This is a genomic window from uncultured Tateyamaria sp., from assembly GCF_947497045.1.
Lineage (GTDB): Bacteria > Pseudomonadota > Alphaproteobacteria > Rhodobacterales > Rhodobacteraceae > Tateyamaria.
Map to the genome: position 1 here is coordinate 105,158 of NZ_CANMEU010000001.1, position 23,302 is coordinate 128,459.

Here is a 23,302-nt window from a genome sequence, read left to right on the forward strand (position 1 = left end):
GCCCCTATGGTGCAGAAGTTGTCGGAAAGGATCATCATGGACATCAAAACGGTCGGGATTGTGGGCGCGGGCCAAATGGGCAATGGGATTGCGCATGTGATGTCCCTGGCAGGCTATGACGTGCTGCTGAATGATGTCTCGGGCGATGCGTTGGACGCTGCTGTCGCCACCATTGACCGCAACCTTGAACGTCAGGTGAGCCGAGACAAAATCAGTGCCGACGAAAAGGCCGCCGCCATGGCCCGCATCAAAACAACGCCGACGCTGACCGATTTGGGCCGGACTGACCTTATTATCGAGGCCGCAACCGAACGTGAGACCGTCAAACAGGCCATTTTCGAAGACCTGTTGCCTCACCTGCAACCTCATACGATCCTGACATCGAACACCTCTTCGATCTCGATCACGCGTCTGGCAAGCCGGACGGACCGACCCGAGAAATTCATGGGGTTCCACTTCATGAATCCGGTACCCGTGATGCAACTGGTCGAATTGATCCGGGGCATTGCAACAGACGCAGAGACTTTTGACGCCTGCCGTGCGGTTGTCGACAAGCTTGGCAAAACCGCCGCGACAGCTGAGGATTTTCCGGCCTTCATCGTCAACCGCATCTTAATGCCGATGATCAACGAGGCGGTCTACACGCTGTATGAAGGCGTCGGATCGGTCCAATCCATCGATTCCTCAATGAAGCTGGGGGCAAACCATCCAATGGGCCCCCTGGAGTTGGCTGACTTCATCGGCCTGGACACTTGCCTTGCGATTATGAACGTGTTGCATGACGGGTTGGCGGACACCAAATATCGCCCCTGCCCGCTACTGACCAAATATGTCGAGGCCGGGTGGCTGGGTCGCAAATCTGAACGCGGATTCTATGACTATCGCGGGGACGTGCCGGTACCGACGCGCTAGATCGCTGACGTCAGTCCGTCAGCGCAAGCGTGTGATCCCGCAACCACGCCATGAACCCGCGCGGGTCGTCTTTCCATTTGTCCACATCGTCTTGTGGTAGCGGGTGTCCGACAATCGGGCCTTGCGGTTTATTCAGGGAATGCACGATCTCGTGCAACAACAAGCCCTGGCGCAACATGGGCGACAGCTTGTTGGCGATCTGATAGGCGCGGCTGTTTTGTCCGGGGAATTTCATAGGCACAACGGTCGCACCCGACCGGCGGATCAACTGGGCGGTAAACACGTTCCACTCCGCCTCGATCGCCGGGCCGAAATATGTCTCGGATGCCGCGACGCCACCGGACGGGAACAAGGCCACCACGCCGCCCGCCTTCAGATGGGCCATCGCCTTGGCGCGCATTTCAACACCTTTGCGCTGTGCATCCGGTTCGTGGGGGAACGGCACGGGGATCATAAAGCTGCCCGCCACCTCATCAATGGCCGTCAGAAGCGAGCGGGTCAGAATGCGATAATCCGGACGCACCCGACCAATCAGATCGGCAAAAATCATACCGTCTACCATGCCATGCGGGTGGTTGGCCACGACGATCACAGGGCCCTCTTTGGGAATTCGATCCAATTGATATTGCGGGGTTGTCAGGTTGATCCCCATGACATCCAGCGCCGCACGCCAGAACGCCTGACCTTGCGGGGCTCCTTGACGCTCGAACTTTCGGATCAGCCGCAAAATGGTGAGCTTGCCGGTGAAGGCTTCCATCACCGTGATGAACGCAGCCTTCCAAGGGTCCTGAAAGGTGGACGCATATGACAGGCTGCGCCGATCATATTTGGCAAAGCTGACCGTTTCCGGTTTTGCCATCTTCGCCATGTTTTGCGTGCTTTCGACCAATGGATCGTCACCCTTTTTTGACGTGCCGGGCCCAACACAACTGGCTCAGCTCTCTTCTCCGAACTTGTCAGCCACAAGGGCTGTCACAGCCTCCGCCAACGCATCCGCGTCCGGCCCTGAGGTTTCAACGTCAATAAAACTTCCCATGGACGCTGCCAACATCAAAAGACCCATAATGCTGTCTCCTGATGCAGACATACCATCTTTGTTGACAAGTGCACGCGCGTCAAAGGCTTCGACCACCTCAACCAACTTGGCAGAGGCGCGCGCGTGCAAGCCCTTGATATTGACGATTTCCAGTCTGCATTGGGCCATGGTTATGTGTCCGCGCTTACATTTTGGCTGTCGATATATTTCTTGCCTGCGTCAAGCGCCATACGCACCGCATCGGTCACATCCAAGTGGCGACTTTTAGCGAGTTTGATCAGCATCGGTAGGTTTGCACCATATAGGATGCGTCGGTTTTGCGGTCGGCACGCCAGCAGACTCAAGTTCGAGGGCGATCCCCCAAACAGGTCCGTAACAACCACGACCCCACCGCCATTGTCGACCTCGTTGGCGGCGGCACAAATCTCGTCCTCTTTGGCTTCGCGGTTGTGATCGGCTTCGATTGCGATGGCGCGCACGCCAGGTTGCGCGCCGACGACATGTTCGATGGCACGCAGATATTCCGCGGCCAATCCCCCATGTGCTACGATCACAATTCCGATCACGTCGATGCCTCGTCCCGTTTGCGGCGATCCAGTTCGCGATGGCGAATAGACACCTGCCAGTCCGCCTCTGCAAGGGTTGCCGCCAAGGTTTCCGCCATGGCAACGGAGCGGTGTTGCCCGCCGGTACACCCCAATGCGACCGACAAATGCGACTTGCCCTCGTCCAGATAGGCGGGCAGCAGCCATAACACCATGTCCTTCAGATGCTGTGCAAATATGGGCGCGCGCGGGTCGGTCCAGATGTGATCCCGCACCAACGGGTCCTGCCCGTTCAAGGCGCGCAACGCAGGTTCCCAATAGGGGTTCTTCAGAAAACGGCAGTCGAACACCATATCGACAGACCGTGGCAACCCGCGTTTATAACTGAAACTTTGAACGGAAACAGCCAGTTGGCTATGACCACCCGGCGAAAACCAATGTTCAACCTCGGCCCGCAACTGATGCACGTTCAGCCCCGTTGTGTCGATCAGCACATCGGCGCGGGCGCGCAGAGGGCCAAGCAAATCCAGCTCGCGCTGAATGCCCGCCTCGACACGGTCCGCGGGCGCAAGCGGATGACGTCGCCGCGTTTCGGAAAATCGCTGCAATAAGACGCCCGTGTCGCAATCAAGATACAACAACTCTGGCACCAGCCCATCAACGGCGGCGATCTGGCCCATCGCATCCATGATCGCAGTAATCGAGAAATCGCGGTTGCGCGTGTCGATGCCAAGGGCCAGCGGCTTGTCCGTCAGCGGGTTGTCCAGCAACGGACGGATCAGGCGCAGCGGCAGATTGTCGATCGCCTCATAGCCCAGATCTTCGAGCACACGGATCGCGCTTGAACGCCCGGCCCCCGACGGGCCGGTGACCAGGACCAAGCGGCGCGCAATCGAATTGGTTTGTGTCATCACGGCTCTCTTCTCCCGCCTTTGACATATTGCAGGACCCCGGCGGGCCAAGCATCCGTCTCGGCTTTGTGTAAACAAGGTAATGTGCAGCCGAGTATTTCGGTCTGGTGCGCATATGGCAGACGTTGCGTTTCAATCTGATCGAGGTCGATGACAAGGCGGATTGTCGCCTCGACCGCCTCTGCATGCAGCAGCCCAATGCCGCGCGCTTCGATCAGTCCACGAATGGATGCAGGCGCACGGGCGTGAAGCATGCTCTGATCCACGCGCAATTCCGTCTGATCATCTGAAATCAGCTGCGCACCAAGTGCCATCAGCTGCAAGGCGAGGCTGGACTTTCCACTGCCTGAGGCACCGCGGATCAGAACACCCTGACCGTGAATTGCGACCGATGTGGCATGCAGTCGTGTGTGCATGCGCGCCCGGAATTATACGGGCAGACCCACGACAAAGCGGGCACCCAAAGGTTCTGAGGTAATATCGGCATCTGTGGGGCGAATATTTTCTGCCCAGATCACCCCGCCATGCGCCTCGACGATTTGTTTCGAAATCGCCAGACCAAGGCCGGAGTTATTGCCAAAATGTTCGTCAGGGCGCTGCGAATAAAACCGTTTGAAAATCTTGGTCAGCGCTTGATCGGGGATACCAGGGCCGGTGTCTTCGACCACCACCAGCACACGGTTTTCACGTTTTCGGGCCCAGATGCGGATCGCATCACCTTCCTCGCAAAAGGAGATCGCGTTGGTGATGAGGTTCACGAAAACCTGCGCCAATCGCGCCTCAAGCCCTTGCACTTCGATACCTTGTGCAGGCAGATCCGTGATGAACTCGATCCCCTTGCCACGGGCGTCCTCGCCCAGATATTGGCCAAGGTTTCCAAGCATCGTCAGAAGGTTGAACGATTCCTCCTCCTCTTTCACCAGCTCACTGTCGAGACGGGATGCGTTCGAAATGTCGCTGACCAGACGGTCAAGGCGGCGGACGTCGTGGTCAATCACATCCAACAGCTTCTCACGCTGGTCCTCGCGTTTGATCATGCGCAGGGTCCCAACGGCAGACCGCAGAGAGGCCAGCGGGTTCTTGATTTCATGTGCGACGTCGGCTGCAAATTGTTCGTTGCCATCAATCCGGTTGTAGAGGGCCGCGATCATGCCGCGCAGCGCGCCTGAAAGGCGGCCGATCTCGTCCGGGCGGGCCGTCAGATCAGGGATGCGAATGCGCCCCGGATTGACCTTGCGGGCGTTTTTGTCACGCCCAAGCTCAGCGGCTGCCGCCAAATCGGCAAGCGGGTTGGCGATGGTCGAGGCTAGCACGAGGCTGAGACCAATAGACACCAACGTGGCGATCACGAACATCTGCAACACCCGCTCACGCTCGCTGCGCACCATTGCGTCGATTTCGCCAGACGCGCTGGTGAGGGCAACAACGCCCACAGCCGTGCCGTCCTGCTGGATGGGGGTCACGACGCTGAAAATCGCGCCACCCGCCCCGTCCAATGCATCACTCACCTTGGTTTCGCCCGCAAGGCTTTGTGCGACAAGTGGGCGCAACTGATCCTCGATTTCGGGGGTTTCAGCAGCGCCCGACCGGGCAAATGGCCCCGAAACAATGTTCCAGACCCAGCTCAGACCGTCGGTCAGGATCGCCATGTCTGCCGATCCGGTGTTGGGTTGGTCAGTTCGCAGCGTGCCTTGGCTTTCGGCAATCAAAACCTCGGTCGGGTCAAAGACATAGACCGTGTGCCCATCCCCCAGATCAAGCGCATCAAGGGTTGCGGCAACATCTACACCATCGCCCGTGGCAAGGTTCACGGGCGCACCGGCAGGCAGTTGTGCCTCGAACACGTCGGCCACCAGTTCGGCCTGCGCCACCAGTGCCGCAATACGCTGCACCGCGAGACTGTCACGGGTCGAGTTCAGATACAGGATGCCCGCGACCAACACGTTCAGTGCGATCAGGTTGAAGGTGATGATCTTGCGCGCCAAGGGTGAACCGCGCAGCGAGAACAGGCCCCGCCGCGCACGATCATCACGCAACTCGGACGAGGCTGCGGTTTCAGGTGCAACCCAATCTTCGCCCAACACGACGTCGCCGTCGCGTGATGGTGGCGTGCTCATGTCTCGCACGAATGTCCCCTCGGCCAGCGCCCGGAATGGCGCGGTTTATTCTTCGTTGTAACGATACCCGATGCCATACAGCGTCTCAATCGCCGAGAATTCATCGTCCGCACTGCGCATCTTTTTGCGCAACCGTTTGATGTGGCTGTCGATGGTGCGGTCATCGACATAGACCTGATCATCATAGGCCACGTCCATCAGCTGATCGCGCGATTTGACAAAACCGGGGCGCTGCGCCAACGCCTGAAGCAACAGAAACTCAGTCACTGTCAGCGACACATCCTTGCCCTTCCAAGACACGGCGTGGCGTAGCGGATCCATGCGCAGATCACCACGATCCATAACCTTGGTTTCCTCGGTATCGCCGACGATATCACCGTCGACCGCATCCTGACGGCGCAGCAATGCGCGGATCCGTTCGACCAGAAGACGCTGTGAAAACGGCTTCTTGACGTAGTCGTCAGCCCCCATGCGCAAGCCAAGCACCTCGTCAATCTCGTCATCCTTGGAGGTGAGGAAAATCACCGGCATCGTGGTTTTCTGCCGCAAGCGCTGCAACAAATCCATACCATCCATGCGGGGCATCTTGATGTCCAGCACCGCCATGTCCGGCAGACGCTTGTTGAATGCGTCCAGCGCGGCCTGGCCGTCATTATATGTTTCCACCTCGAAGCCCTCAGCTTCGAGCGTCATGGATACCGACGTCAGGATGTTCCTGTCGTCGTCCACCAATGCGATCTTGGACATTGCCCGTTTCCTTTTTACTGCTCAAACTTTTATTTTTTCGGCCACTCTCTCGGTTTTACGCTTTCGAATCAATCCATAAGTGCGAATCACATGCCAAATGCGCCCTTACTAGGCGCTGAAATTGGTTAGGAATGACTAAATTGCCGCACATTCACCCTAAAGCTGTGCCCATCGGAAACAGTGTTTGCGCAATCTCCTGCTTTGGTGGCGCTAACGACGGCCGGCCCACCTATCCCTCGCCGGAATCTGCGTGCTAAGACGCCGGAAGGGGGCGACGTGCTGTCGTTTTGGGACTTGCACACCCACCCTGCACCAAAATAGCCGCGCTGCGGCATCAGGAGAGTTCATATGACATTTGGACGGGTCAACCCGCAGTTCCGCCTCGAAGATCAAGGGATCACGGAGTTGGGCGATGTCTATTACAACCTCATCGAACCTGACCTGATGGAACGGGCGCTGGCCCGTTCTGAGGGGCGCTTGGGCAAAGGTGGCACATTTCTGGTCACAACCGGCAAGTTCACCGGTCGATCGCCCAAAGACAAACACGTGGTCAAAACGCCAAACGTGGCCGATCACATCTGGTGGGACAACAACGCACAGATGTCGCCCGAGGGGTTCGACGCACTTTATGCCGACATGATCGCGCATATGAAGGGGCGCGAATATTACGTGCAGGATCTTACCGGCGGGGCCGACCCAAGCTATGCGATCAACGTGCGCATGGTGACGGAAATGGCATGGCATGGCCTGTTTATCCGCCACATGCTGCGCCGCCCTGATGCCGACGATCTTGCCGATTTCGTGGCTGATTTCACCGTGATCAACTGTCCATCGTTCAAAGCGGACCCGGACAAACATGACTGTCGCTCCGAAACCGTCATCGCGATGAACTTTGAGCGTAAGATGATCCTGATCGGGGGCACTGAATACGCAGGCGAAAACAAGAAATCCGTCTTTACCTTGCTGAACTACCTATTGCCCGGGCGCGGTGTGATGCCGATGCACTGTTCCGCCAACCATGCCCATGGCAATCCAGTCGACACGGCGGTGTTTTTTGGCCTGTCGGGCACAGGCAAGACCACCCTGTCCGCTGATCCGGGCCGGACGTTGATTGGCGATGATGAACACGGCTGGTCCGATCGCGGCACCTTCAATTTCGAAGGTGGGTGTTATGCCAAGACCATCAACCTCAGCCCGGAAGCAGAGCCTGAAATATATGCCACGACCGAGAAATTCGGGACCGTGATCGAGAACATGGTTTACGATCCCGACACGCGTGAGCTCGACTTTGAAGATGACAGCCTGACGGCCAACATGCGCTGCGCCTATCCACTGCACTATATATCAAACGCGTCGGCCTCGGCGCTTGGCGGGCACCCCAAGAATATCATCATGCTGACCTGCGATGCATTCGGGGTCCTGCCTCCGATTGCGCGGCTGACGCCAGCGCAGGCGATGTATCACTTCCTGTCGGGCTTCACGTCGAAGGTGGCGGGCACCGAGCGGGGCGTGACTGAGCCCGAGCCCACTTTCTCGACCTGTTTTGGGGCACCCTTCATGCCGCGCCGCCCGGAGGAATATGGCAAGCTGTTGCAGGGCAAGATCGCCAAACATGGGGCGACCTGCTGGCTGGTGAATACTGGCTGGACAGGCGGGGCGTATGGCACTGGCAGCCGCATGCCGATCCACGCGACGCGCGGCCTGCTGACAGCGGCACTTGATGGCACTCTGGCGACCGGTGAATTCCGCAAAGACCCCAATTTCGGCTTTGATGTGCCGGTGTCTGTGCGCGGCGTCGCTGATATTCTGCTGGATCCCCGCCGTACGTGGGACGATGGCGCGGCCTATGATGCCCAGGCCAACAAACTGGTCGAGATGTTCTCGACCAATTTCGAGCAGTACCTGCCACATATCGATGACGATGTGCGCGCCGCCGCCCTTGGGTAGACGACGCAGGGTGGCTCAGGCCGCTTCCTGAAGTGGAATATCCAACAGGTATTCCAGGTCCTCACGGCTGTTATAGGCCAGAAATGTATCGATGGGCGCGTCGCGGCCATCGACAACCCATTTCAACGCACTCGGCTCAAGATGAAGATACCCGATACGCGCGCCAAACCCTTTGAAGGCCACCACGTTCAGGATGAACCCATATATCCAATCCGGGTCCCATCGCTGCATCATTTCGAGCATACCGGTACGTCCAAGGACGGGCGCGAGGCCGACTCCGCGATATTTGCCACGCTCGGGAGCCACCCAGAACTCGCCATGATACGCTACCGTACCGGCGATTCGGTGGGTGCCCGGTGTGGCCCGGAACCGGGATCGGGCCAGGTCGACACCACGCAAGGGCGGCGGAAAGGCACGGAACTGGCGCAACAGGTAACTGCTGAGCGGACGACCGCCCAATCGGATCCGCCGCGCGGCCTGGGTGTGGATCAGCTCACCCTCTTCGTTGCGACCGATCAGCCAGAAAGCATTGCTTTTATTCAGATTATGCAGGTCAGGATCAAAAGGGGCACCAAGTTTCTGCATCGGGCGCTCGTCAGCCACGAGTGCTTTGTATTCCTCAAAATCACTGCCAATCGTTAACTTGATACCTTGCGCAACCAAGATATCACGGCTTGTCGCAATAAACGGGGCTGCGTTACCTGAAAATTGAATCGTCATGCATTGTCTCCTGTGCCGCACAGGGACAAAGTTAAGACAATATTAGTCAAATTACCCGCAAATAACTCACGTAAAGGTGGTGTTTTCCTTACCTTGCACTGGGGCCATCGCGGGCCAACTTCTCGAAATAGGCATTTTCGGGGTCAAAATCGGGCGGCACGATATCAGTCGTGTCGGCGCGCTGCTGACCATCAAGCTCACTGATGTTCACGTCAGAAGTTGGCACCACAAGTGACATGACCGCCGGTGACCGATCAGGGAAGAAGCCGGGCATCATCAGCCGTTGATAGACCATCGTGGCTTGATCCGGGTCCTGCCGCTTGGGCATCCGGGTATAGACGTGATCAAGACGCGCGCTTTGCGTCGCCTCGACATCATAAAACGCCTGATCCATCAGACGCCCGAATTCCTCGCCCGCAGGCATGCGGGTGATGGGACGCCCGATGCTGGACCGGGCGTAGTCGCTGCCAAACCAGCTGACATAGGCCGACTTCATACCAAACTCGACGCAGATCCATCCTGCATTCGTATGACGATAGATCATCAAATGGGGGCGGACATGCGCCAGACAGGGGTTTTCGATCTCGTGCGAACACATCATCCATGCGCGATATGTCTCGCGCAGCAAAACGGAGTCATCACTCCAGACCCCACCCATGGGTTGCTGCTGCTGATAAAAGAACCAGTCACCGCTGCGCGCCTTCAGGTATTGCAGTGCCCCAAATGATCCTGTCTGCCCACGGGCCCAGGCACGGGCGCGCAGAATCAAATCCTGTGCTTCGGGCAATGCGGCCTCACCGGCGGCGGTCAACTCATAGCGTCGATCCCGTACTTCGAACAGTGGCTCACCCCGCAACACCTCAAGCTGCGCGACGTGGCGGCGCACCGTTTGGCGGGTGCTGTTCAGCTCAGCCACCGCATGAGACAGGTTCAACGTGTGCGCCAGCGTCGTAAACGAGCGGATCATCTCGAACATCAGAGGCTGGTTCATATCGGCCAAATTTGACAAAGGAGCGTTCACAAGCAATCTCAACGTATGATCAGCAATACGCTATGGGTACACAGATCATACAATAATGCAACATTTACGTGTGAAAGAAACGCATATCTAGCCAATTGAACCGAGTCGGGGGATCGCCGATCACTTCCACATAACAACCGGAGGTAATTATTTCATGTCGCATCCTGTCGACGTCCATGTTGGAAAACGTCTTAAACAAATTCGCACTCTGCGCCGCATGTCACAAACCGATGTGGCGAAACGGTTGAACTTATCGTTCCAGCAAATTCAAAAATACGAGATCGGATCCAACCGGGTTGCCGCAAGCCGCTTGTTCGAACTGTCGCGGATCCTTGATGTGCCCACGTCCTACTTTTTCGAAGGGCTGGTCGAAGCCGAACCTGCACAGCGCCGTGACAACGGTATGGATATCGTAAACGCGCTGGCCGCGATCGAAGACGAACAGATCAAATCACGCATCGTGACATTTATCGAAGACGTCTCGGGACTGACGGTTGCGCGTCGCGCAGGCTAACCCGTCAACGCCCGCCGAATAAGGTTCAGGCCGACCACGAACAGCACCACAAGGGTCGTTTTTCGGAACAGAGCCTGATCCACCCGGTCCAGCACCTGCCCCCCGAGCCATTGACCGGCAAGGGCGGGCGGGACCAGTGCAAGGCTCAGCGGCAGTGTCTCGGCCCGCAACACCCCCGAGCCCAGATGCGCCCCTGCCAGCGCCAAGGCACCCAGCCCATAAATCACACCCTGCGCCCGCATCTGTTCGGATTTTTCCGTATCGAGGGCGGTCAGATACAATACCGTCGATGGCCCCCATATCCCCGATATCCCGCCCAGAAAGCCCGTAAACGCACCAATCCCCGCCTCGACATCCGCGCGCTGCCGCGCCAGCCGGAACTGAAAACCCGTCAGTTGCAACACCGCAAGGCCTGTCACCGGAAAGCCGATCAGCCCCACCATCACAGAAAGCGGCAACACCCGGACCAGTTGCGCACTGACCATCAGTACCGTGCCGCCCACCACCAGATAGATCCAGAAACGTCTGGCGGACGCCCAAGCGGCACCAGGTCCCTGCCGCAAAGCCTGCGTAAGATTGGTGACCAGTGTCGGCAGGATCAGTCCGGCAAGCGCCAACTCAGGGTCCATAAAGCTCGACAGGCCCGAAATCAGAACCATCGGCATCGCGAATCCAACAACCCCTTTTACGAAGCCCGCCAATGCGGCGATGATGAACGCAATCACCCAAAGGCTGATCGGCAAAAGGGTCACGAACATATCCATAGCGCCCTCTTACGCCGAACCGTGCTGCACTGCAAAATAACGACGCGAAACAATAGAACAAATTGCCGCATCGAAATGAATGTTAATTGCGCTGCACCTGCAAAGTAGGTAGTGAGTCGCACAGACCGAGATGGAGAAAAACACCATGGCACATGACGGACAGGACTTGGGTGACGTTGCCCCGATTTTGCTGGATGATCTGCTGGCCCTGACCGCCGCAGCCATTGCCCCTGTTGAGGCGATCACCGAACTGGCGCGCAGCTCTCTGCGGGACCAACTCAGCGTGGATGGCCGCGTGAACAACGCACTGGTCGAAGAACATCAGACCGCCGCCCACGGCCTTGCCTGGCTTGCCACCTACACCGAATCCCTGCGCCAGATGCACAAATGGGCCACCGTGCTCAAGGCGCAGTCGCAATTTGGCGAGGTTGAGGCACTGATCCTTCAGATCGCCTTTGGTGAATACCTTTGGCAGATCTATGGCGGTATCCAGATGAACCAGGGTGAAGTGCTGCGGTTGCAGGACCTTGGTCTGTCGCAAGATGATATGCGCGGCATGATGGACCCGGCGGTGATAGCTCTGACCCAGGGCGGCAACACCCAGGCCGCCCGCCTGCGCCTTGTCGAACTCATGCAGGAACGCAGCGCCGAGATCATCGTGGGCACCTCCGGGCTGGATGAAGAACTGGAAATGATCCGCGCCCAGTTCCGCCGCTATGCGGTCGAAAAGGTCGAACCCTTTGCCCATGACTGGCACCTCAAGGACGAGTTGATCCCGATGGAGGTCATCGAGGACCTAGCCGAGATGGGTGTGTTCGGCCTCACAATCCCCGAAGAATACGGCGGCCTTGGTCTGTCCAAGGCATCAATGTGCGTGGTTAGCGAAGAGTTGTCACGCGGCTATATCGGCGTCGGCTCGCTTGGCACCCGGTCCGAAATCGCGGCCGAGTTGATCATCGCGGGCGGCACGGACGCCCAAAAGGAAAAGTGGCTGCCGCAACTGGCCAGCGCCGAAACCCTGCCCACAGCCGTCTTCACCGAACCCAACACCGGATCCGACCTCGGGTCTTTGCGCACCCGCGCAGTCAAGGATGCCAAAGGCGACTACAAGATCACCGGCAACAAGACGTGGATCACCCACGCCACCCGCACCCAGATTATGACGCTGCTGGCGCGCACCGACCCGAACACGACCGACTACAAGGGGCTGTCGATGTTTCTGGCCGAAAAGACGCCGGGGGACGAGGCCAACCCGTTCCCAACGGACGGCATGACCGGGGGCGAGATCGAAGTGCTCGGCTATCGTGGAATGAAGGAATACGAACTGGCCTTTGATGATTTCCACGTGAAAGGTGAGAACCTGCTTGGCGGGGAAGAGGGCAAAGGCTTCAAACAGTTGATGGAGACGTTTGAAAGCGCCCGCATCCAGACCGCCGCCCGTGCCATTGGGGTTGCACAATCCGCGCTCGATATCTCGATGCAATACGCACAGGACCGCAAGCAATTCGGCAAATCCCTGATCAACTTCCCCCGCGTCGCCAACAAGTTGGCGATGATGGCGGTCGAAATCATGGTGGCGCGCCAACTCACCTATTTCTCGGCCTTTGAGAAAGACGAAGGGCGGCGTTGCGATGTCGAGGCGGGCATGGCCAAGCTGCTTGGGGCGCGGGTCGCCTGGGCGGCTGCGGACAATGGGCTGCAAATCCATGGTGGCAACGGCTTTGCGCTGGAATACAAGATTAGCCGGGTGCTGTGTGACGCACGCATCCTCAATATCTTTGAAGGGGCCGCCGAAATTCAGGCTCAGGTCATCGCACGCCGCCTTCTGGGATAAGGCGACCATTGACCACCCTGCCTAAGCGGTGAAAGTGGGCGCATGTTCACCTTTGCCGCAGCCGTCTTTTTTCTGATCATCACCCCCGGACCCGGCGTCCTGTCCGCAGCCGGGGTGGGCGCAGCCTACGGGATGCGGTCGGGTCTGCGCTATGTGCTGGGACTGTTCATCGGCAACATATTGGTGATTCTGGCAGTGGTCACGGGGCTCGCAGCACTCGTTTTGGCCAATCCGCTGGTGCGCAACGTCCTTTTTGCACTCTCGACGGCCTACCTGCTCTATCTTGCCATGCGCATCGCATTTGCGGGCTCCACCCTCGCCTTCCGGCCCGCACAAAGCGAACCGGGTGTGCTTGCAGGCATCCTGCTGCAACCGATCAACCCCAAGGCTTACGCCGTCAACACCGCGCTTTTTTCAGGTTTTGCGATCTTTCCCGACGCGTTGGTGGTCGAGGCGATCTGGAAACTGATCGTCGTCAACCTGATCTGGGTGCCGATCCACGTGCTGTGGGTCTGGCTGGGGGTGCGGCTGAAGGCGCTGAACCTTGCACGGGAACGGCAACGGCTGATCAATTACGCCATGGCCGGGTCCATGCTGATCGTCGTCGCACTGGCCGTTTTCGCAGAGCTGCGCGGCTGAAACAGGGAGCCTGTCGCCCGCGTCTTGAGCAGCTTTTCACCCCAATGTGCGGCAAAGCGCCCAAAACCTGAGGTTGTCACGCTTTCCCTTGCACCCCAGCATACCCGGGCGTATCGCGAATTTATGGCCAAAGCACCTCTCTCCCCCGCCGCCTGGATCGAAGCCGGGCTTGATCAACTCACCGCCGTTGGGCCGATGGCCCTGCGCGCTGAACCACTGTCGCGTTACCTCAAGACCTCGAAAGGGTCGTTTTACTGGCATTTCAAGGATGTGCCCGCGTTTCAGGCCGCCATTCTGGCGCATTGGAAAGACCACGCGATGGCCGAATTGAAGGCCGAAGCGGCAATGGACGGCACCCCGACCGACAAAATGATCCGCTTCGGTCAGAACGTGCAGAACGACACAGCCGGCCCGGCACTGCGTGCATGGGCACATGCGGATGCCGCAGTGAAGGCGGCGGTTCGTGATGTCGACAGTGCGCGTATGACCCGTCTTGTGGCTTTGATGTCCGACATTGGGGTCACCAATGATGATTTCACCAAAGCAGCTTACGGCGCTCTTGTCGGCCTCAAGCAGATGAATTCGGATGATGGCGAAGCGTTGGTCGCCTTTGCGGCCCTTGTCGATCTGGTTATGGCGCTCAAGTGACTAGAATCGCGGCGTTCGCGCTTATTGGATTTATTCCGACGTGTCAGGCTGATGAGACCGTCGCACGCTATGGTGCGGCGGGTGTCACTTGGACCCTCACAACGCTGAACGGAGCCACCTTTGCACCCCGCGCAACGCTCGAGTTCGAACCCGGCGGGCCGATGTCGGGACAAGCACCCTGCAACCGGTTTACTGCCACAAATTCGGTCCCCTATCCCTGGTTCGAAACGGGCCCGATTGCGGCGACCAAGATGGCCTGCCCCGACCTTGATGCCGAAACCGCCTATCTTGGCGCGCTGTCGCTGATGACCCAATCCGAAGTGCGGGGCGACACGCTGTTCCTGCGCAACGATGATGGCGGCGAGATGGTGTTCACAGCGTCCGAGTGAGGGCATCGACAAACCGCGCCCGCGCTTCGGGAAGCGGGCGTGTGCCCAGACTGCGCGCCACATGCGCCTCAAAGAAGTAGCCTGTGGTGGACAGGGCCTGCACGATCTCCGTGTTTGAGGCATCGCCTTCACCGCGCAGCACCGGGGGCAAAGGCAGCAACCGATCGGCCCATTCGCCCGCACCTCCGCCAGATACAGCCCGCCCGGATTTAGGCGAGACATAGCGCAAGTCGTCACTGCCCCCCGTCACTGCACACACGCTCAGATCAAGACCAAACCCAAGCTCTTCGAGCAGCGCAACCTCCCACTGCACATAGGCCAGCGGCCACACATCATTCTGGCCCAACAGATCAAGCAATTTCTCGGTGCGCCGATAAAGCGGCGCATGCGCCTCGCGTTCGGGCAACGCATAGGCCAGCAACGCGGTCACCGTATTCAACCCGGCCAAGGCCAGCCGATCATCCATCACCAGAGCAGCCCGGCTGCGCACAGGCTCGACCGTAAAGCTTCCGATATGTTCTTCAAGACGCGCGCGCCACGCCACGTCCAGCTGCGCGCCCGGTTGTAGAATAGGCGCGATCTTGCGGCTGGTGCCACCGCGCACCACCCCGGCATGACGGCCCTTGTCTTCGGTAAACACATCGATGATGGCGCTGCTTTCACCATGGCGGCGCACGCTCAGCAATATGCCGGTGCCGCGCCAGTCCATCTCAGGCCAACCCGTCCTGATCCAGCAGGTGTCGTCCCGCGCGGTCCTCGACCTCGATCACCCACAAATCAGGATCAAAGCCGCGCTGGCGTGCCACAGCCGCATCAACATCCTGCTCAGGACCGGCCTCCAGTTCGCTCCAGACACGGGTGTCGGTCATCAGATCAAAGGTGCGCTGAAACAAGGTCGCGTTCCCATCCAGCATGTTCAGCTTGACCAGCACGACCCCGCCCGTGTCATCCCCGTGCGCAACAACAAAGGCCGGGATATCCGCCAGCCGCAACCGCGCCAGATACGCATCCACCCAGAACCGAGAGGTCAGACGAGGCACGATATCCTCCGCTTTTCCGTTCTCAAAAAACGCACCCAAAGAGGGTGGGCCACAACCGACTCAGGCGTTTCCATCTTTGAAATCCAGACCCATTTCGGAATAACGCTCCGCCTCTTCCTGCCATTTCTCACGCACCTTGACCTGAAGGAACAGATGCACCTTTCGGCCCAGAAATTCAGTCAATTCGGCGCGGCTGGCTTGCGAGACAGACTTGATCGTCTCGCCTTTGTTGCCCAGCACGATACCTTTGTGACCATCGCGGCTGACATAGATCACCTGGTCGATGCGTGCGGTGCCGTCCTTGCGCTCTTCCCAGCTCTCGGTCTCGACAGTCAGTTGATAGGGCAGTTCCTGATGCAAACGCAGGGTCAGCTTTTCGCGGGTCATTTCAGCCGCGATCATGCGCATGGGCAGGTCGGCAATCTGGTCTTCGGGATAAAGCCACGGGCCTTCGGGTACATGCGTGGCCAGCCATTGACGCAGCGTGTCGACCCCATGCCCCTTTTCGGCAGAGATCATAAAGGTTTCGGCAAAATCAAAGCGTTTGTTCAGATCATCCGTCAGTCCCAGCAAGACGGGGGCCTCCACCCGATCGATCTTGTTGATCGCAAGGGCCACGGTTCGCCCCTGCCCGATCTCGGCCAGCCGTTCCAACACCCGTTCCACACCCGGTGTCACACCGCGATGGGCCTCGACCACCAGTACGACCACATCCGCATCCGCCGCACCACCCCAGGCGGCCGCGACCATCGCGCGGTCCAGACGGCGGCGGGGCTGAAACAACCCCGGCGTGTCGACAAACACGATCTGCGCCTGCCCTTCCATCGCGACCCCGCGGATGCGGGCGCGGGTGGTCTGGACCTTGTGGGTCACAATGCTAACCTTGGCCCCCACCATCCGGTTGAGAAGCGTGGATTTGCCCGCATTGGGCTCTCCAATCAGGGCAACGAAACCGGCGCGGGTGTTCATGTGTCTTGCTCCAATGCGTCCATCAGCGCCTTTGCGGCGCTTTGCTGGGCCTCACGCTTTGATCCGGCGGTGGCGCTGGCCTCGGCACCTGTATCCAGTTGCGCTGATATCGTGAACACCGGCGCATGATCTGGGCCCGTGCGGGCCGTTTCGACATAGCGGGGCGGGGCCAGCCCCCGGGCCTGTGCCCATTCCTGCAAGGCGGTCTTGGCATCGCGCGCGTCATCCTCGACTCGGCCAATCCGGTCACGCCACAGGCGCAGGATCATGTCGCGGGCCACGGCAAATCCCGCATCCAGATAAACGGCGGCAATCACCGCCTCGACCGCATCACCCAGCAACGCCTGCTTGCGCCGTCCGCCCGACATCATCTCGGATCGCCCAAGGCGCAGCACATCCCCAAGCCCGATATCACGCGCCACATCCGCGCAGGTTTCCTTGCGCACAAGCGCATTGAACCGGGGGGCAAGCAACCCTTCGGCGGCCTCTTTGTCCGCGGACAACAACGCCTCGGCCATCACAAGGCCCAACACCCGGTCCCCCAGAAATTCCAGCCGCTGATTGTCAGATCGGGTGGGCGAGGACATCGAGGCATGCGTGACCGCCTCGATCAAAAGGTCGGGGGCGTTGAACGCATGCCCGATCCGCGCCTCAAAGGCCTTGAGATCAGCGCCCAGCTTCACTCGATTCCCTTAAAGAAACGGTCGCTGCGCCATGTCCAGAAATACAGCATCGACCGGCCTGCGGATGAAAAAACGACCCGATCCGCGCGCCCAATCAGGTTCTCAAACGGGACATAGCCAACGCCGCCCGCAACCTGGGCCAAACGGCTGTCGGATGAGTTGTCACGGTTGTCGCCCATGAAAAAGAAATGCCCCTCGGGCACACGGTAGACGGACGTGTTATCCGACCCCTGCGCACCCACATTCAGCACCACATGTTCGCGCCCATCGGGAAAAGTCTCGACAAAGCGGGACTTGGTGCAGGCGGCACCCTGCCCCACTGCCCCGCTTTCGCAACGTGGCAGCAGGCCTTGCGGACCCTGGCGGTCAAACACTTCGGAAAATGTGCCTGCGGCCTCCTGCGGCACAGGGGTCCCGTTCAGAATGATCTGACCGTTGGTGATCTGGACCGTGTCACCAGGCAACCCAACAAGCCGTTTGATGTAATCCGAGCCTTGGACGGGGTGACGGAACACAACGACATCGCCCCGCTCTGGCTCGCCGGCCCAGATACGGGTGTTGTCCCCGTCGATGAACCCGCACAGCTTTTTCGCATCCAGCCCGATCAGCGGGATCGAGGGGCACGAGGCATAGGAATACCCATAGGCCATCTTGTTCACGAACAGGAAATCCCCAATCAACAGCGTCTCTTTCATCGACCCGGACGGAATCCAGAAGGGTTGAAAGAACAGGGTGCGAAACACGCCCGCAATCAGCAGCGCGTAGACAACTGTTTTGATCGTTTCGATCACGCCGTTCTGGGACTTTTCCTTGGCGGCCATGGGGCGCTCCTGCTGGGGTCGGGTTCAGGGGTACATGCGGGTGCGGGGGTGGGGTGTCAAGGCACGGGCCCGCTTTGGGCCACCACCCGCAATTTCGTGATGAGATGTCGGATCTAGGCGGCAGGCATGGGGCGCGCTTCGATCACCACAAAGGCCTGCGCCCATGGGTGATCATCCGTCAGCGTGACGTGAATGATCGCCTCGTGCCCTGCCGGTGTCATCTGGGCAAGCCGTTCCGCCGCCCACCCGGTCACGGCCATGACAGGCTGGCCCGTGCGTAGGTTTGATACTGCCATGTCTTTCCAACTGATGCCCATGCGCAGGCCAGTACCAAGCGCCTTTGAACATGCCTCTTTCGCGGCCCACCGTTTGGCATAGGTGCCTGCCACATCCTTGCGCCGTTCGGCCTTTGCCTGTTCCACGTCCGTGAACACGCGGTCGCGAAACCGGTCTCCGAACCGATCAAGGGTGCCCTGGATGCGCTCGATATTGGCCAGGTCGGTGCCAATACCGAGGATCACGCGGGGGCCTCGATGTCATAGACCCGGATGCCGTCCGCGCCCCCTTCACACAACGCCACCAATTGGGCACCAAGGGCCTGATGATCGGGGTGGACCGCATAGGCCGCCAGCGCCCTGGGGTTTTTGGCGTCCAGCGTGAAGCCATAGGTGTAGCCCGGCGATTTGCCCTCGTAATCCCGGTTTGGGCCGGCGCGAAAACCGCTGCACCCGTCAAGCTGGTCAACCAAATCCCCAAGCGACAGCATGATTTTATCAAGCGCAACCACGTCAACTCCGTCAGGCAGGCGCAACATCACACAATGGCGGATCATGGGCGGGGTCCTTTCCTTGGGGCCACGGGGCTAGTTCAAACGCTCCACGGCGCGGGTGTTCAGATCAATGCGCCAGCGCGTGGGTTGCGTCGGGCAACAGCGGGGGTCATTCGGGCCTGGCATATCCGTCGTCAGTTCCACATGGGTAGGTGTGAACGCATGATCACGGGGCGAGTGGCCGAACAGGCCTTCGACCCGGCCTGCAAACTGCCAGCCTTGCGTCGTGCGCACATACAGTCCAACCGCGATTCCGGTATTGCCAGCAGCCCCCGGAATAGCCTCATAGACCACCCCAACAGCACGATTGGCGACGTTGGGATCTTCGGCATTTGGCATCCAGAACGACGCCTCGGCCCGGCCAGAGGCGGTCATCGTCCCAAAGAGCAACTGATCAAGATCTGGCCACCCCGCCTGCTGCGCTGAAACAGGCGTGGTCAGCAAGGCGGCAATCAGGACGAGGGTGCGCGCGATCATTGTGCGGCCTCGCGCGCGGCATCCATCAGTCTGCGCATCTCGCGGATGGCAGGATCAAGACCCAGAAAGATCGCCTCACCGATCAGGAAGTGACCGATATTCAACTCGCGCGCCTCGGGAAAGGCCGCAACGGGGGCGACCGTTTCATAGGTCAGGCCGTGGCCCACATGCACTTCAAGGCCAAGGTCATGGGCAAATGTGCTCATCTCGCGCAGGGCGGCCAACGCGCGGTCGCGGTCATCAAACCGTCCCTCGTGGTGGGCATCGCAATAGGCCCCCGAGTGCAGTTCGATCACTTGCGCCCCGATGCGATGGGCCGCTTCGATCTGGCGTTTGTCAGCCGCGATAAAGATCGACACCCGACAGCCCGCATCACGCAACGGTGCAATGAAATGCGCCAGCTCGTTTTCCTCGCGCGCAACTTCAAGGCCACCTTCGGTGGTGCGCTCTTCGCGTTTCTCGGGGACGATGCACACGGCGTGCGGTTTGTGGCGCAGGGCGATGGCCTGCATTTCATCCGTTGCCGCCATCTCGAAATTCAGCGGCACGCTGAGGATGTCCATCAGCCCTTCGATGTCGGCATCCGAGATATGGCGACGGTCTTCGCGCAGGTGGGCAGTGATACCATCGGCACCCGCGTCTTCTGCGATGCGGGCCGCACGCAACGGATCGGGTGTGTCGCCACCACGGGCATTGCGCACAGTGGCCACGTGGTCAATGTTCACGCCAAGGCGCAGACGGTCGCGCAGTGCAGTCATTTGAGTTCGTCCTCTTTCAACAGTGAGGGGCATGGTACTGCGCCAAGGCGGCGCTGGAAATGCAAACAAAGGGGCAAAATTGTACCAAGGCTGGCCCGCGTAAGGCGTACCCGTGGTGCGCCCATGTTAGTCTGGTTTGGGTTTGGCATCAGTTGCCTTCGCCGCCGTTTTGGCCGCTGCTTTGGCCTTGAGAGCCTCGAACTTGGCCTTGATCGCGCCCTTGCGCCGCTTTTGATAGGCCCGGATCAGCGGCACAGACACGTAATATGCGATCGTGGCCGAAACCACGCCGGGGATGATACCGCCGACCATGTAGGGAAAGAATATCTCGTCATAAAAGATCGACAGCCCCCTCCAGTCGCGCGGCTCGCCCATCGCGACACCTTTGAGGTTGTGCCAAAGATCACCGCCCGCATCGACGAATTTGCCACCAAAAGAGCGTTCGGTTTCCTCTTTCATTTCAGCGCCCAGCAACCAGTGCCCTGTCTGCAAGGACACGACGCCAATGGGCACATATGTCAGCGGGTTGCCAAAGAACGTGGCCATGAGCGACGCGAGGATGTTGCCGCGCATGGCTGTCGCAAGCCCTGCGGCGATGAAAAAATGGATACCGTAGAACGGGGTGAAGGTGGTGAAGACCCCGGCCCAGATTCCCCGCGCAATACGTTCCGGCTGGTCCGGCAAGCGGCGCACCCGGTGTTTCACATACTGAAACGCACGCGCCCAGCCACCGCGCGGCCACAATAGCTCGAACGCGGCGCGCAAAAACGGTCTGGTGTCGCGGCGTTTGAAAACCACTGTCTGCCCTTCGTGTTGCGCCTAGTCTGCCACCGTTGCCGGGCCCACGGTCGGCAACACTCGGTGGTAGCGTTCAATGGCCGCTACGTCACTTTCTGCCTGAAGCGCCCCCATCAGCGTGTGCAGATGCAAAGCGTCCCGCAACTCCACATAGATCAGCAACCGGTAAAAGTCAGGTTTGCGATCCATAAATTCCAGATTTGAGATATTGGCCTTACTTTCCCCGATCAATGTGCAAATACGCCCCAGGACCCCTGCGTCGTTGCCAATCGTCAGATCCAGCGTACTGCCATAGACCGCAGGGTGCGATCCGTCATGCCAGTGCAGGTCGATCCAGCGATCAAGCTGGTTTTCATATTCCGCCAGTCGCGGGCAGTCGATGGCGTGCACCACCACCCCTTCACCTCGAAAGGTGATGCCCACGATCCGCTCGCCCGGCAGCGGTTCGCAACAGGTGGCGCGCTGAAAGGATTGGCCGGGCAAAAGACCAATCACCGCACGTTTGACGTCAACCTCCTTTCCGGGTTTCGGCGTCAGGTCAGGGTAGATGGATTGCACCACATCGCGTCCGGTCAATTCGGCCGATCCGAGCCGCGCCAGCACTTCGTCCGCCCGGCCAAGGCGCAACTGTTTGGCTGCCGCCTCAAGCGCCTTGTCGGTCGCCTTCTTGCCCACATGGGCAAAGGCCGAGCGGGCCAGTTCGCGGCCCAATGTGATGAAACGCTCGCGGTCCGCTTCGCGCAAGGACCGCCGGATCGCCGTCTTGGCCTTGCCTGTCGTCGCGATCTCGAGCCATGTGGCCTGCGGTGTCTGCCCTTCGGCGGTGATTATCTCGACCGACTGCCCGTTCTTGACACGGGTCCACAGTGGCACGCGCATCCCGTCGACCTTGGCCCCCACACAAGCGTTCCCGATGCGGGTATGGATTGCATAGGCAAAATCAATCGGTGTCGCCCCGCGCGGCAACTTCACCACCTCGCCTTTCGGCGTGAAACAGAACACCTGATCCGAGTACATCTCGAGCTTGACGGCTTCGAGGAAATCCTCGTGATCATCCTCGCCGTGGAATTGCTCGGTCAGTTGCGCGATCCACTTGGCCGGATCGACGGCAAAGGGGTTCTGGCTGCGCACCCCATCGCGATAGGACCAGTGGGCGGCGACCCCGGTTTCGGCCACATCATGCATCTGGCGGGTCCTGATCTGCACCTCCACCCGCTTGCCATCGCGGCCCGACACGGTGGTGTGGATCGACCGATACCCGTTCGACTTCGGTTGGCTGATATAGTCCTTGAACCGCCCCGGTACCGCGCGCCAGCGTTGGTGGATCGCGCCCAGAGTGCGGTACACGTCCTCCTCGGTTTCCGTGATGACGCGAAACCCGTAGATGTCGGACAGGCGCGAAAAGGACTGGTCCTTTTCCTGCATCTTGCGCCAGATCGAATAGGGTTTCTTGGCGCGGCCAAACACTTCGGCCTCGATCCCCGCCTTTTCCAACTCGTGACGCATATCGCCGGTGATGCGCTGGATCACGTCACCCGTTTCGCGCTGCATCGTGATGAAACGGCGGATGATCGACGAGCGGCCCTCGGGGTTGAGCACCTTGAAGGCGAGATCCTCAAGTTCCTCACGCATCCACTGCATCCCCATGCGCCCCGCAAGGGGGGCAAAGATATCCATCGTCTCGCGCGCCTTCTGGACCTGCTTGTCGGGGCGCATCGATTTGATGGTGCGCATGTTGTGCAGTCGGTCGGACAGCTTGACGAGGATGACGCGCAGGTCCTTGGACATGGCCATGAACAGCTTGCGAAAATTCTCGGCCTGTTTGGTTTCGATGTTGGAGAGCTGGAGGTTGGTCAGCTTGGTGACCCCATCGACCAGCTTGGCCACGTCATCGCCGAACTGTTCGGCCACCATGGCATAGCTCGCCTTGGTGTCCTCGATCGTATCATGCAGCAGGGCGGTGATGATGGTGGCATCGTCAAGCTGCTGTTCGGTCAGAATGGCGGCGACGGCGACGGGGTGAGTGAAATAGGGCTCACCTGAATGACGGAGCTGGCCGTCATGCATGTGCGCACCGAACTCATAAGCGGCGCGGATCAGCTTTTCGTTTGTCTTCGGGTTGTAGTTGCGGACCAGCGCGATCAGATCATCGGCAGATATCATGCGGTCCGCACCTGACTTGG

28 protein-coding genes are annotated in these 23,302 nt (G+C 59.4%); 7 read left to right on the forward strand and 21 right to left on the reverse strand.

Annotation, left to right across the window (positions count from 1 at the left end; translation table 11 throughout):
- The first annotated feature begins 36 nt into the window (after positions 1 to 36).
- Entirely contained in the window at positions 37 to 912 is an 876-nt protein-coding gene (locus Q0859_RS00580; protein WP_299146890.1) for a 3-hydroxybutyryl-CoA dehydrogenase, read from the forward strand.
- 10 nt (positions 913 to 922) lie between these two features.
- Here the strand turns inward: Q0859_RS00580 and Q0859_RS00585 are convergent, their stop codons facing one another.
- The 7 genes from Q0859_RS00585 to Q0859_RS00615 form a co-directional block, all read right to left on the reverse strand.
- Entirely contained in the window at positions 923 to 1,780 is an 858-nt protein-coding gene (locus tag Q0859_RS00585; RefSeq protein ID WP_299146891.1) for a lysophospholipid acyltransferase family protein, read from the reverse strand.
- A gap of 66 nt (positions 1,781 to 1,846) precedes the next feature.
- Positions 1,847 to 2,116 carry an HPr family phosphocarrier protein gene (locus Q0859_RS00590; protein ID WP_299146892.1) on the reverse strand — a complete coding sequence of 90 codons (270 nt, stop codon included), beginning with the start codon at positions 2,114 to 2,116 and terminating at the stop codon, positions 1,847 to 1,849.
- A gap of 2 nt (positions 2,117 to 2,118) precedes the next feature.
- Positions 2,119 to 2,514: a PTS fructose transporter subunit IIA gene (locus Q0859_RS00595; RefSeq protein WP_299146893.1), complete on the reverse strand. Its 396-nt coding sequence runs from the start codon at positions 2,512 to 2,514 to the stop codon at positions 2,119 to 2,121.
- The gene (gene rapZ, locus Q0859_RS00600; RefSeq protein WP_299146894.1) at positions 2,511 to 3,404 is read right to left on the reverse strand and encodes an RNase adapter RapZ; all 894 of its coding nucleotides are present in this window, start codon (positions 3,402 to 3,404) and stop codon (positions 2,511 to 2,513) included. Before rapZ ends, Q0859_RS00595 begins: the two co-directional genes overlap by 4 nt.
- Positions 3,404 to 3,820: an HPr kinase/phosphatase C-terminal domain-containing protein gene (locus tag Q0859_RS00605; protein WP_299146895.1), complete on the reverse strand. Its 417-nt coding sequence runs from the start codon at positions 3,818 to 3,820 to the stop codon at positions 3,404 to 3,406. Before Q0859_RS00605 ends, rapZ begins: the two co-directional genes overlap by 1 nt.
- Before the next feature lie 12 nt (positions 3,821 to 3,832).
- Positions 3,833 to 5,521 (reverse strand): sensor histidine kinase, encoded by a 1,689-nt coding sequence (locus Q0859_RS00610; RefSeq protein ID WP_299146896.1) that lies wholly within the window; start codon positions 5,519 to 5,521, stop codon positions 3,833 to 3,835.
- Between the two features lie 45 nt (positions 5,522 to 5,566).
- On the reverse strand, positions 5,567 to 6,268 hold the full coding sequence (locus Q0859_RS00615) for a response regulator transcription factor (protein WP_299146897.1): 702 nt from the start codon (positions 6,266 to 6,268) through the stop codon (positions 5,567 to 5,569).
- A gap of 348 nt (positions 6,269 to 6,616) precedes the next feature.
- Between Q0859_RS00615 and Q0859_RS00620 the strand changes: the two genes are divergently transcribed.
- Positions 6,617 to 8,215 (forward strand): phosphoenolpyruvate carboxykinase, encoded by a 1,599-nt coding sequence (locus Q0859_RS00620; protein ID WP_299146898.1) that lies wholly within the window; start codon positions 6,617 to 6,619, stop codon positions 8,213 to 8,215.
- Positions 8,216 to 8,230: 15 nt separating this feature from the next.
- On the opposite strand, the gene Q0859_RS00625 is transcribed toward Q0859_RS00620, so the two are convergent.
- Entirely contained in the window at positions 8,231 to 8,935 is a 705-nt protein-coding gene (locus tag Q0859_RS00625; RefSeq protein WP_299146899.1) for a hypothetical protein, read from the reverse strand.
- Positions 8,936 to 9,023: 88 nt separating this feature from the next.
- Positions 9,024 to 9,926, reverse strand: coding sequence for a LysR family transcriptional regulator (locus tag Q0859_RS00630; RefSeq protein WP_299146900.1), 903 nt, complete (start codon positions 9,924 to 9,926; stop codon positions 9,024 to 9,026).
- Positions 9,927 to 10,110: 184 nt separating this feature from the next.
- Between Q0859_RS00630 and Q0859_RS00635 the strand changes: the two genes are divergently transcribed.
- On the forward strand, positions 10,111 to 10,470 hold the full coding sequence (locus Q0859_RS00635; RefSeq protein WP_299146901.1) for a helix-turn-helix transcriptional regulator: 360 nt from the start codon (positions 10,111 to 10,113) through the stop codon (positions 10,468 to 10,470).
- Here the strand turns inward: Q0859_RS00635 and Q0859_RS00640 are convergent.
- A complete protein-coding gene (locus Q0859_RS00640; protein WP_299146902.1) occupies positions 10,467 to 11,234 on the reverse strand; it encodes a sulfite exporter TauE/SafE family protein in 768 nt (255 codons plus the stop codon). The two genes, Q0859_RS00635 and Q0859_RS00640, sit on opposite strands and share 4 nt — an antisense overlap.
- 145 nt (positions 11,235 to 11,379) lie before the next feature.
- On the opposite strand from Q0859_RS00640, the gene Q0859_RS00645 reads away from it, so the two are divergent.
- The 4 genes from Q0859_RS00645 (at position 11,380) to Q0859_RS00660 (ending at position 14,744) form a co-directional block, all read left to right on the forward strand.
- Positions 11,380 to 13,068 (forward strand): acyl-CoA dehydrogenase family protein, encoded by a 1,689-nt coding sequence (locus Q0859_RS00645; protein WP_299146903.1) that lies wholly within the window; start codon positions 11,380 to 11,382, stop codon positions 13,066 to 13,068.
- Between the two features lie 42 nt (positions 13,069 to 13,110).
- Entirely contained in the window at positions 13,111 to 13,707 is a 597-nt protein-coding gene (locus Q0859_RS00650; protein ID WP_299146904.1) for a LysE family translocator, read from the forward strand.
- Between the two features lie 123 nt (positions 13,708 to 13,830).
- A complete protein-coding gene (locus Q0859_RS00655) occupies positions 13,831 to 14,355 on the forward strand; it encodes a TetR/AcrR family transcriptional regulator (protein ID WP_299146905.1) in 525 nt (174 codons plus the stop codon).
- Positions 14,352 to 14,744, forward strand: coding sequence for an META domain-containing protein (locus tag Q0859_RS00660; RefSeq protein ID WP_299146906.1), 393 nt, complete (start codon positions 14,352 to 14,354; stop codon positions 14,742 to 14,744). Before Q0859_RS00655 ends, Q0859_RS00660 begins: the two co-directional genes overlap by 4 nt.
- Here the strand turns inward: Q0859_RS00660 and recO are convergent.
- The 11 genes from recO to Q0859_RS00715 all read right to left on the reverse strand — a co-directional run bounded on the left by recO (position 14,728) and on the right by Q0859_RS00715 (position 23,282).
- Positions 14,728 to 15,453 (reverse strand): DNA repair protein RecO, encoded by a 726-nt coding sequence (gene recO / locus Q0859_RS00665; protein ID WP_299146908.1) that lies wholly within the window; start codon positions 15,451 to 15,453, stop codon positions 14,728 to 14,730. The two genes, Q0859_RS00660 and recO, sit on opposite strands and share 17 nt — an antisense overlap.
- 1 nt (position 15,454) lies before the next feature.
- Positions 15,455 to 15,784, reverse strand: a complete 330-nt coding sequence (locus Q0859_RS00670) for a DUF1491 family protein (RefSeq protein WP_299146909.1) — start codon at positions 15,782 to 15,784, stop codon at positions 15,455 to 15,457.
- A 60-nt stretch (positions 15,785 to 15,844) separates the two neighbouring features.
- A complete protein-coding gene (gene era, locus Q0859_RS00675; protein ID WP_299146910.1) occupies positions 15,845 to 16,753 on the reverse strand; it encodes a GTPase Era in 909 nt (302 codons plus the stop codon).
- Positions 16,750 to 17,436 carry a ribonuclease III gene (rnc, locus tag Q0859_RS00680; RefSeq protein ID WP_299146912.1) on the reverse strand — a complete coding sequence of 229 codons (687 nt, stop codon included), beginning with the start codon at positions 17,434 to 17,436 and terminating at the stop codon, positions 16,750 to 16,752. The genes era and rnc overlap by 4 nt, the downstream gene beginning before the upstream one ends.
- Positions 17,433 to 18,257 (reverse strand): signal peptidase I, encoded by an 825-nt coding sequence (gene lepB / locus Q0859_RS00685; RefSeq protein ID WP_299146914.1) that lies wholly within the window; start codon positions 18,255 to 18,257, stop codon positions 17,433 to 17,435. Before lepB ends, rnc begins: the two co-directional genes overlap by 4 nt.
- A 113-nt stretch (positions 18,258 to 18,370) precedes the next feature.
- Entirely contained in the window at positions 18,371 to 18,778 is a 408-nt protein-coding gene (acpS, locus tag Q0859_RS00690; protein ID WP_299146915.1) for a holo-ACP synthase, read from the reverse strand.
- Complete coding sequence (locus Q0859_RS00695; protein WP_299146917.1) at positions 18,775 to 19,089, reverse strand: Dabb family protein; 315 nt, start codon at positions 19,087 to 19,089, stop codon at positions 18,775 to 18,777. Before Q0859_RS00695 ends, acpS begins: the two co-directional genes overlap by 4 nt.
- Positions 19,090 to 19,119: 30 nt before the next feature.
- Positions 19,120 to 19,563 (reverse strand): hypothetical protein, encoded by a 444-nt coding sequence (locus tag Q0859_RS00700; RefSeq protein ID WP_299146918.1) that lies wholly within the window; start codon positions 19,561 to 19,563, stop codon positions 19,120 to 19,122.
- Positions 19,560 to 20,321: a pyridoxine 5'-phosphate synthase gene (locus Q0859_RS00705; protein WP_299146919.1), complete on the reverse strand. Its 762-nt coding sequence runs from the start codon at positions 20,319 to 20,321 to the stop codon at positions 19,560 to 19,562. Before Q0859_RS00705 ends, Q0859_RS00700 begins: the two co-directional genes overlap by 4 nt.
- A gap of 126 nt (positions 20,322 to 20,447) precedes the next feature.
- Entirely contained in the window at positions 20,448 to 21,119 is a 672-nt protein-coding gene (locus Q0859_RS00710) for a DUF2062 domain-containing protein (protein ID WP_299146920.1), read from the reverse strand.
- Positions 21,120 to 21,140: 21 nt separating this feature from the next.
- Positions 21,141 to 23,282, reverse strand: coding sequence for a bifunctional (p)ppGpp synthetase/guanosine-3',5'-bis(diphosphate) 3'-pyrophosphohydrolase (locus tag Q0859_RS00715; RefSeq protein ID WP_299146921.1), 2,142 nt, complete (start codon positions 23,280 to 23,282; stop codon positions 21,141 to 21,143).
- Positions 23,283 to 23,302 lie beyond the last annotated feature (20 nt).